At 33.9% G+C, this 8,457-nt stretch carries 6 protein-coding genes and 1 pseudogene; 3 read left to right on the forward strand and 4 right to left on the reverse strand.

All coding sequences use genetic code 11. From position 1 onward, the window contains the following. Window positions 1-289: 289 nt before the first annotated feature. Window positions 290-541, forward strand: a pseudogene (locus I6U48_RS28400) (3-hydroxyacyl-CoA dehydrogenase family protein); the annotation flags it as partial. Between the two features lie 175 nt (window positions 542-716). Here the strand turns inward: I6U48_RS28400 and I6U48_RS28405 are convergent. From I6U48_RS28405 to I6U48_RS28420, 4 genes are all read right to left on the reverse strand, one after another. Next, on the reverse strand, window positions 717-2,036 hold the full coding sequence (locus I6U48_RS28405; protein WP_218323883.1) for a gluconate:H+ symporter: 1,320 nt from the start codon (window positions 2,034-2,036) through the stop codon (window positions 717-719). Between the two features lie 391 nt (window positions 2,037-2,427). After that, complete coding sequence (locus I6U48_RS28410; protein ID WP_218323884.1) at window positions 2,428-3,453, reverse strand: ketopantoate reductase family protein; 1,026 nt, start codon at window positions 3,451-3,453, stop codon at window positions 2,428-2,430. Window positions 3,454-3,543: 90 nt separating this feature from the next. Then, window positions 3,544-4,446 carry a beta-keto acid cleavage family enzyme gene (locus I6U48_RS28415; RefSeq protein ID WP_218323885.1) on the reverse strand — a complete coding sequence of 301 codons (903 nt, stop codon included), beginning with the start codon at window positions 4,444-4,446 and terminating at the stop codon, window positions 3,544-3,546. A 27-nt stretch (window positions 4,447-4,473) separates the two neighbouring features. Further along, on the reverse strand, window positions 4,474-5,415 hold the full coding sequence (locus I6U48_RS28420; RefSeq protein ID WP_246615600.1) for a 3-hydroxyacyl-CoA dehydrogenase family protein: 942 nt from the start codon (window positions 5,413-5,415) through the stop codon (window positions 4,474-4,476). A 455-nt stretch (window positions 5,416-5,870) separates the two neighbouring features. On the opposite strand from I6U48_RS28420, the gene I6U48_RS28425 reads away from it, so the two are divergent. Together I6U48_RS28425 and I6U48_RS28430 are read left to right on the forward strand one after the other, a co-directional pair. Beyond that, on the forward strand, window positions 5,871-7,256 hold the full coding sequence (locus tag I6U48_RS28425; protein WP_218323886.1) for a sigma-54 interaction domain-containing protein: 1,386 nt from the start codon (window positions 5,871-5,873) through the stop codon (window positions 7,254-7,256). 281 nt (window positions 7,257-7,537) lie between these two features. Then, entirely contained in the window at window positions 7,538-8,377 is an 840-nt protein-coding gene (locus tag I6U48_RS28430; protein ID WP_218323887.1) for a methyl-accepting chemotaxis protein, read from the forward strand. Window positions 8,378-8,457: the final 80 nt, after the last annotated feature.

An 8,457-nucleotide genomic window follows, 5' to 3' on the forward strand; every position in this document is an offset into this window, starting at 1 on the left:
CATGCTAGGTGCCACCAATTTGGGATGCCATAGATAATTGACAGAGGACATAGGACAGAGGACAGTGAAGGTGAGTTTTCTTGGGGATTCGTTTCGCTAATGCGAAACATCAATGGTTTAATTAAGCATAGCTTAATTAAACCTTGTTTTACAAGAAGTGAAATTAAAGATTTTTCGTAGCATCGCGGAGAAAAATCCTCCTTCACTGTCCTCTGTCAATTGTCCTCTGTCCTCTAAAAAAGTTTCGGGGAGGATAACTATTATGAAAAAGATATGTGTACTTGGCGCTGGAACTATGGGAGCAGGAATAGCTTCGGCAGAGGATATAGACAAAGCTATGATGCTTGGAGCTAATCACCCAATGGGGCCGTTAGCGTTAGGTGACCTTATAGGTCTAGATGCATGTTTAGCTATAATGGATGTTCTATATAAAGAAACTGGAGATATAAAATATAGGGCACATATATTATTGAGAAAATATGTGAGGGCTGGGTATTTAGGAAGAAAAACTGAAAAAGGATTCTTTGATTATAAAAAATAAAGGGGCTGTCGCACTTAGGTAAGTACGGCAGAAAGTAGACATATACCGGAGTATAAGTCTACTTTCGTCCGTGGTTATTTATAAGTGCGAAAGCCCCTTCTAAACAATTTGAATTTGGCTCTTTAAGTAGTCAAAGATTATGATACTTCTCGTTTAAAACCAAGAATTAAAGAATTTAATGGATTACTAAACTTAGAGCCATTACTCCAATTAACCCAATTACTGCAATAAGTGATGTCATACCAGTCCACATTTTAACTGTTTGACCCATAGATAAACCGAAATATTCTTTAACCATCCAGAAAGCTGGGTCAGTAGGAGGGTCTGCTAATATAGAGCCAGCCCCAACAGCCAATACCATTAGTTCTGGATTAACATTTAAGTGTGCAACCAAAGGTGTTATAATTCCTGCAGCCATAAATATGGTTACTGTTGAAGATCCAATTGCCACCCTTATAAGACCTGTAATAAGCCAAGCCAGTATATATGGGGAGACAGGCATGCTTGTTGCTAATTGGGCTATATATTGTCCGACTCCACTGTCAACTATTACTTGTTTGAAGGCACCACCTCCACCGATAATAAGTAAAATCATTGCAATGCCCTTTACTGATTCTTGGCAAGAGCCCATAAGTTCATTCATTTTTTTACCATGCTTGAAGCCAAAAGTATATAGTGCAATGAAAACTGCTATTAATAAAGCTATGTCCGTATTACCAATAAATTTAAAAAATGTACTAGCAACTGATGCTGCTGGAATAATATTTACTGCTATGGTTGACACTAGTATGATAAGTACTGGAACTAGTGCTGTAAAAATACTAACTGCAAAGCTTGGAAGGTCTTCTTCTTTAAATATTTCGACCTCAACAACTCCTTTTGATGGTTTAACATCCCATTTTTTGAAAAAGTGATAAAATGGAGGTCCTGCAATAAGCACTGCAGGTATTGCTATTATTAAACCATACATTAATGTTGTTCCAATATTTGCCTTAAAAATATTGGCTATAGCAACTGGACCTGGATGCGGCGGCAAAAAGCAATGAGCTACTGATATAGATGCCAACATTGGAATACCAACTTTTAATAATGGAACTTCAGCAGCAGTAGCTACAGTGAATACGATTGGAATAAGTATTATAAAGCCTACTTCCCAATATAATGTTATACAAACAATAAAGCCTGTCAGTGCCATTGCCCATCCAACATTTTTCTTACCGAATTTATTAATTAAAGTCATTGAAATTTGTTGAGCAGCACCACTATCTGCCATAAGCTTACCTAGCATTGCTCCAAGGCCTAAAATAATAGAAAGATGGGACAGTGTTCCTCCTACACCTGCTTCAATAGAAGTAACAACCTTCAGTATTGGCAACCCTTCACCTAAGCCTACAAGTAAAGCGGCAAGTAAAAGAGCCAGGAATCCGTTAAGTTTAAAAATAGATATTGTAATAAAAAGAAATACTATACCTAATACTAAAATAACAATTGGCATGTAATTCACTCCTTTTTTATTTATTGACAAAAATAAGTACATAAATTTTAAAAATGGACAGCTTATACTACTATTAAAGCAATATTAGTACTTTTATTCGTGAAAAGCTCCTATTAGTTTTTAAATAAAATCCGTTATAGATATCGTTTTCGTTTGCTTTATATAGAATTTATATATTTTAGGTTAATGGATTAATGGTTTGTTAAATTCTTAAATACTTTCTTCTCTTTTTTATCTTATAATTTATGCTCAAGATGAAGCAGCCTATGTGCTTCATCAATTGACACAATCCTAAGGACCAGTTAATTGCCAATATTCTTGCCTACTCTAATATGATCGATTATGCGAGATTCAGAATCTCTATAGCCTAATAATACGTTTATTTTTCAAATTACAGGCTTTCTAAGTGGAAGCGGTCCAGGCAGTCCATTGTCGGCATGGAAATCTTTCCACTCTCAAAATCTTTAACAATGTCTACGATTGTCTGACACGTTGGAGTTGGAATACTCAGCTTAGCACCCCATTTGCAAGGTGTACCCACAATCTGATCAATTTCACACTTACGTCTCTTTTCCATATCCTGCAGCATGCTAGCTTTCAAAGGACGATGCGGTTTAAAATAGTCTCTCAGCCACTGTATTGATTTTTCCAGACCAGCTTTATCGCTGAATTCTAGTGCATAGTAGCTCCAGCCAGGAACAAGATCTTCCAGCACGATACCTCTCTTGCGGACAATTTTGCACATCTCATTGCCTACCCATGCAGCAGCAGCAGCAGCCTTGTCATTATCCAAAATTTCGGCATATGTGCATCCAAGAGCAGCAGACATTCCACTGAGGGTTGCGTTTTGGATCAATTTTGACCAGCGGATGCCTAGCAAGTTGTCTACGATTACACATTCACCTGCCATCTTCAAAACTTCCTGCACTTCCTTCAGTCTATTTGTAATACTACCATCTTGCTCACCAATATCTACACGGATACAAGAAACATCACTGGTAAGCTCAGATATTCCAGGTGCAATCCAAGTAGCACCCCAACCAACAGTACCGCCGATAACGCGTTCAGCACCGATCATTTCACTGACGCTTTCCTCTGGAACACCATTTTGAAGTGTACATACCACACTGTTTGGGCCAATATGAGGAAGCAGTTGTTTTATAGCCACATCGTTGTAGGTTTGCTTTAATAGTAGAATGATGATATCATATATACCTTCCATGTCCTCTGGGAGAAGTGCATTTACAGGAATGTTTTTAAGATTCATTTTGCCGGTTACAGTAGCACCTTCCTTGTTTAAAGCATCTATGTGTGCCTTATTGCTATCAATAAGATCAACATGACCACCGTTTTTGGAAATAATAGCACCCATAATTGTGCCAAGAGAACCAACACCCATAATAGCGACTCGTTTCATGATAAAAATCCTTCCTTTCTTAATTAAAATATATGTGTCTATTTAATGTTTGTAAAACCATACATATTCTAAAGTCCAGTTAAACACTTATTATTTTGAGAAAAGTATTTCTCTTGCTTCATCAGGAGTAGCAATTTTACGGTCTAAAGTAGTAGCTATATCCTTTATCTTGGAAACTAATTCTGCATTGGATTTTGCAAGAACACCTCTTGAAATATAAAGGTTATCTTCAAGACCTACTCTTGTATTTCCACCAAGAATTATAGCAGCTGTTGTTATGTCAAATTCGTCTTTACCTGCACCAGCACAAGACCACACAAAATTATCCCCAAGAAGCTTCTTTGCAGTATTATAAAGGAATAAAAGATTGTCAACAGTAGCAGGAAGTCCCCCCATAACACCTAGTACAAATTGGATATATACAGGTCCCTTTAATAATCCTTTTTTAACAAAATAAGCAATATTGCTAAGCATACCAACTTCGTAAACTTCAAATTCAGGTTTTGTTCCATGTTCGCCCATAATTCTAATATAATCTTCAATTCCTTGGAATGTATTGGCAAAAGGTACTGTATAAGTGTTTTTTACAAAAGGAATTTCCCAATCAAATTTAGGATTTTTGATTTTATCGGCGATTGGTGAAAAGCAGAAGTTTACAGATCCAGCATTGCAAGAAGCTAATTCAGCTTTTACAGCTGGAATGGCAGCGAGTCTCTCCTCTGATGTCATTCCAATAGCGCCACCTGTTGTAACACCGATGACAACATCACATTTGCTTCTAATGCCATCTACAATTTCCTTCATTAACTCAGGACTGCCAGTAGGCTGACCTGTTTTTGGATCTCTTGCATGAAGATGTACAACAGCAGCACCAGCTTTATTTGCTGCAACAGCTTCATTTATGATTTGTTCTGGTGTAATAGGTAAATACTCTGACATACTAGGGATGTGTACTGCTCCAGTGATAGCAGCGGTAATTATAACTTTATTCATATCTAATATTCCTCCTAAATTGTAAATTTAATAATTTTTACTAACTTTTAATTGTGAGATTAAGCGTTTATTAAAATCGCTTTGCAATTTTGCTTTAACATCGTCGGAATAGGTAAAGAATCCTTCCCCTGATTTTAAACCAAGTTTTCCTTCAGAAACTTTTTGTCTTAACATATCACATGCTTTATCGGATTTATTAAGCTCTTTAAATAAGTTATCCTCAACAGTACACCAGATATCAAGCCCCCCCATATCAGCAACTTCTAACATGCCTGTTGTAGCGCTTCTAAATCCAGGACCAAATTTTAGAGCTTTGTCAATGTCTTCAGGAGAGGCAGCACCTTGCTCGATAAGAGTAAATACTTCTCTAGCCAAAGCATGAAGCATTCTATTTGCAATAAGTCCAGGAATATCCTTTAAAACTTTCACAGGCTGTTTTTCTGATTTAATATAAAGTTCATATACTTCATCAAATACTTCTTCGCTCATATTTCCAAAGAAAGATAACTCGGCAATAGGGATTAAGTATGCCGGATTATACCAGTGGCAAATCATAGTTCTCGCTTTTCGATCCTCAGGTAATAAAGCCATCATGTCGCTCAAAGGTAAGCTGGATGTATTACTTGCAAAAATAGTATTTTTAGGGCATAATTCATCAAGCTGTTTAAATAAATTTTGTTTTAGTTCCAAATTTTCAGGAGTTGCTTCGATAACGTAGTCTGCACATTTGACGGCTTCTGCTAAATCATCATATAGAGTAATATTTGATAGAGTTTCTTCAATTTTAGATGCGTCAATATAATCTTCAGCAACCATAAATTCAAGCTCAGATTTAATCTTATCGATTACAGAATTACGTATAGCTTCAAATGATTCGTAGAGACTTACTTTGTAACCGTGTATGGCGAATACATTAGCTATGCCATGGCCCATTGTTCCAGCTCCTAAAATACTAATGTTTTTTATCATTATAAATTTCACTCCAATCTTTTTTATTAAAATACTCAAGAAGTATTTTGACGAAATATAGTGATCGTATTTTAATGGATTATAACTTATCGCTTCTAATTAAGAAATTAAAACTTGAAAATTGTTTGAAAAAGTCAAAAATTATTTAAAAATCAACTTTTACATTAGATAAAATAATGATTGATATTTATTTTTTTATAACATGCATGTGTACATATTGTTATAGCAAATAGCGTGCCAACTTTTAGAATCCTTATAAATCTGGGGATTTAGCAAATGTACTAAGATACAGAGGTTGAAATTGTGAAGGTAAATCCTACAGTAGTGTGGGGCTATTACTACATAAAGTTTTTTATATAGTAAAATTTTAAAAAAACTATCTTTTTTAAATTTTACTGTGATATTATAAGAATAATATTTAGCATAATATTTTTTAGTAATTAGGGAGGATATAGGTGGAAAATTTAAATATTGATAGTATAATGAATGAAATTTTTGAGACTTTCTGTAATCTTGTAGTTGTGGACGCTAATGGTATCATTGTATATATGAATAAAATGTATTCAAATCTCTTAGGAGTAGCTCAAGAAGATGCAGTTGGGAAACATGTTACAGAGGTAATACCAAATACAAGATTGCATATAGTAGCAAAAACAGGTGTTGAAGAAATTGGATCATTAATGACTCTTTATGATACTACTAAAGGTGAAGATATAACAATGGTGTGTAATAGGATACCAATTGAGGAAAATCAAAAAGTAATTGGAGTAGTGGCAGTTACAACCCTTAGAGATATTAATGAAGTTGAGTCTCTACATCAAGAAATTAATCGCATAAAAGATGAAAATAAAAAATATAAGAAGCAACTGGATATACTTAAAAAGAATTTAAATCCTCTGAATAAAATTATAGGAAAATCCGAGTGTATTAGGGATGTTAAAAGAACTATTGAAGATTATGCAAAATCAAATCTTCCGGTGCTAATTACAGGTGAAACAGGTGTAGGAAAAGAAGTGTTTGCAAATGCTATTCACCAACTCAGTAATAGAAATATGAATAATTATGTTAAAATTAATTGTGCAGCTATACCTAAAGACCTATTGGAATCTGAATTATTTGGATATGTTGAAGGAGCTTTTTCAGGAGCCGCAAAAGGCGGGAAAATGGGTAAATTTGAATTGGCTAATAATGGAACAATTTTATTAGATGAAATAGGAGAAATGCCCTTAGCACTTCAAGTTAAGCTTTTAAGAATTTTACAAGAAAAAGAGCTTGAAAAAGTTGGAGGATTAAAATCTATTAAATTAGATGTCAGAATCATATGCAGTACAAACCAAAATATTGAGGATATGGTAAAAAATCGAACTTTCAGAGAGGATTTATACTATAGAATAAATGTAATAGAATTGCCAATTCCACCGTTACGTGAGCGTTTAGATGATATTCCTCTTCTATGTGATTTTTTTATTAAGAGAATTAACAAGGAAAATGACTGCCGTATAGAAGGAGTAGATCAAAGTGTTATTGAACTTTTAAATCAACATTCTTGGCCAGGAAATGTTAGGGAACTCGAACATGTTGTAGAAAGAGCTACAATATTATGTAAAAGAGGTATTATACAACTTAATCATTGTGATTTTCTAGTAGCTAAAATTCGAAGAACTAGCAATGTTGGTATATTAGAAAATACTCTGAGAGACAAAAAAAGTAATTTTGAAAAAGAAGCTATTATTGAAGCACTTAAAAAAACAGGTGGAAATAAGACTAAAGCTGCTAAATTATTAAATATAGATAGAAGTGTTTTATATAATAAGATTAAAAAATATAATATAGAATTATAATATGAATAAATTAAAAAAACAATTTAAAGATAAAAGTAAGTAAAAATATTTGTAGTTAGATTACTACAAAGTGATTAGAAAATCTACAGTTTTATACTTTTATTCAGTATGATTTTTTTATAGAAATATCTGAAAACCTTTTCTAAATTAAATGGTTATGTAATTAGTGTATTGTTTTCACTTGTTGGTACAGTATTTGCTTATTTATTGTTAGTCTATAGGGGACAAAAATTATTATTATTTGAATTTTTTTGATATTTTGTGAAGGGAGAAAAAAACTTATGGAAGAACTAAAAATAAGCAATCTCGATAAATGGAAGTATGTTCTGCCTTTTATTCAAAAACTGATACCAACTGATATTTCTATTGGATTAACAAACAGAAAAGAATATTTGCTATATTTGGCGGGGAAGAGGTATGACTTGAAGATTAAAAATGGCGATCCTGTTAAGCCAGAATCAGCCATAAATAAAGCTATGATAGAAGATAGGCAAATTGATATGTGTATGGATAAGACACTTTACGGACAAACTTATATTGCCTCTGCCATTCCAATTTATGACTATAACAATGATATAATTGGCGCAGTAGCGATATCTACATCAACTGAAATACAAGATCAAGTAATGCAGATGTCTTCGGAATTGTCAAATTCAATAAGAATAATAGCAAGTACTACGGAAGAAATATCTGTACAAACCCAGGAAGTTTCTATGGCTTGTAAGAAGCTGGAGCAATTGTCTCAAGACTCAATGGAGAGAGTCCTAAAAACAAATAATATACTAGAGATGATCAGAAGTATTTCCACGAAGTCAAACATGTTAGGAATTAATGCAGCCATTGAAGCAGCTCGAGTAGGTGAGCAAGGACGTGGCTTTGCAGTAGTAGCTGGTGAAATTAGAAAGTTGGCTGAGAATTCACATCGATCTATTGAGCGGATTACAGAAATTGTGAAAGGAATTCAAGTTGAAAGTGAATATAATCAGAATGAAATAAGTAACATTGGGAAAATGACTTCACAAATTGCAGAAGCAGTTACTAATATAGCAAAAACTTTACAAATGACAGAGACGATGGCATCAAAACTAGATTATATAGCAGAAGGTCTTAAAAATAATTAATATAGACATCCACGTCCGACACTTAACTTATGCTCCGGGATATATTTACATTCTTCCAACACGATAAATACTTTTGACAA

The organism is Clostridium thailandense (genome assembly GCF_019207025.1).
GTDB lineage: Bacteria > Bacillota > Clostridia > Clostridiales > Clostridiaceae > Clostridium_AM > Clostridium_AM thailandense.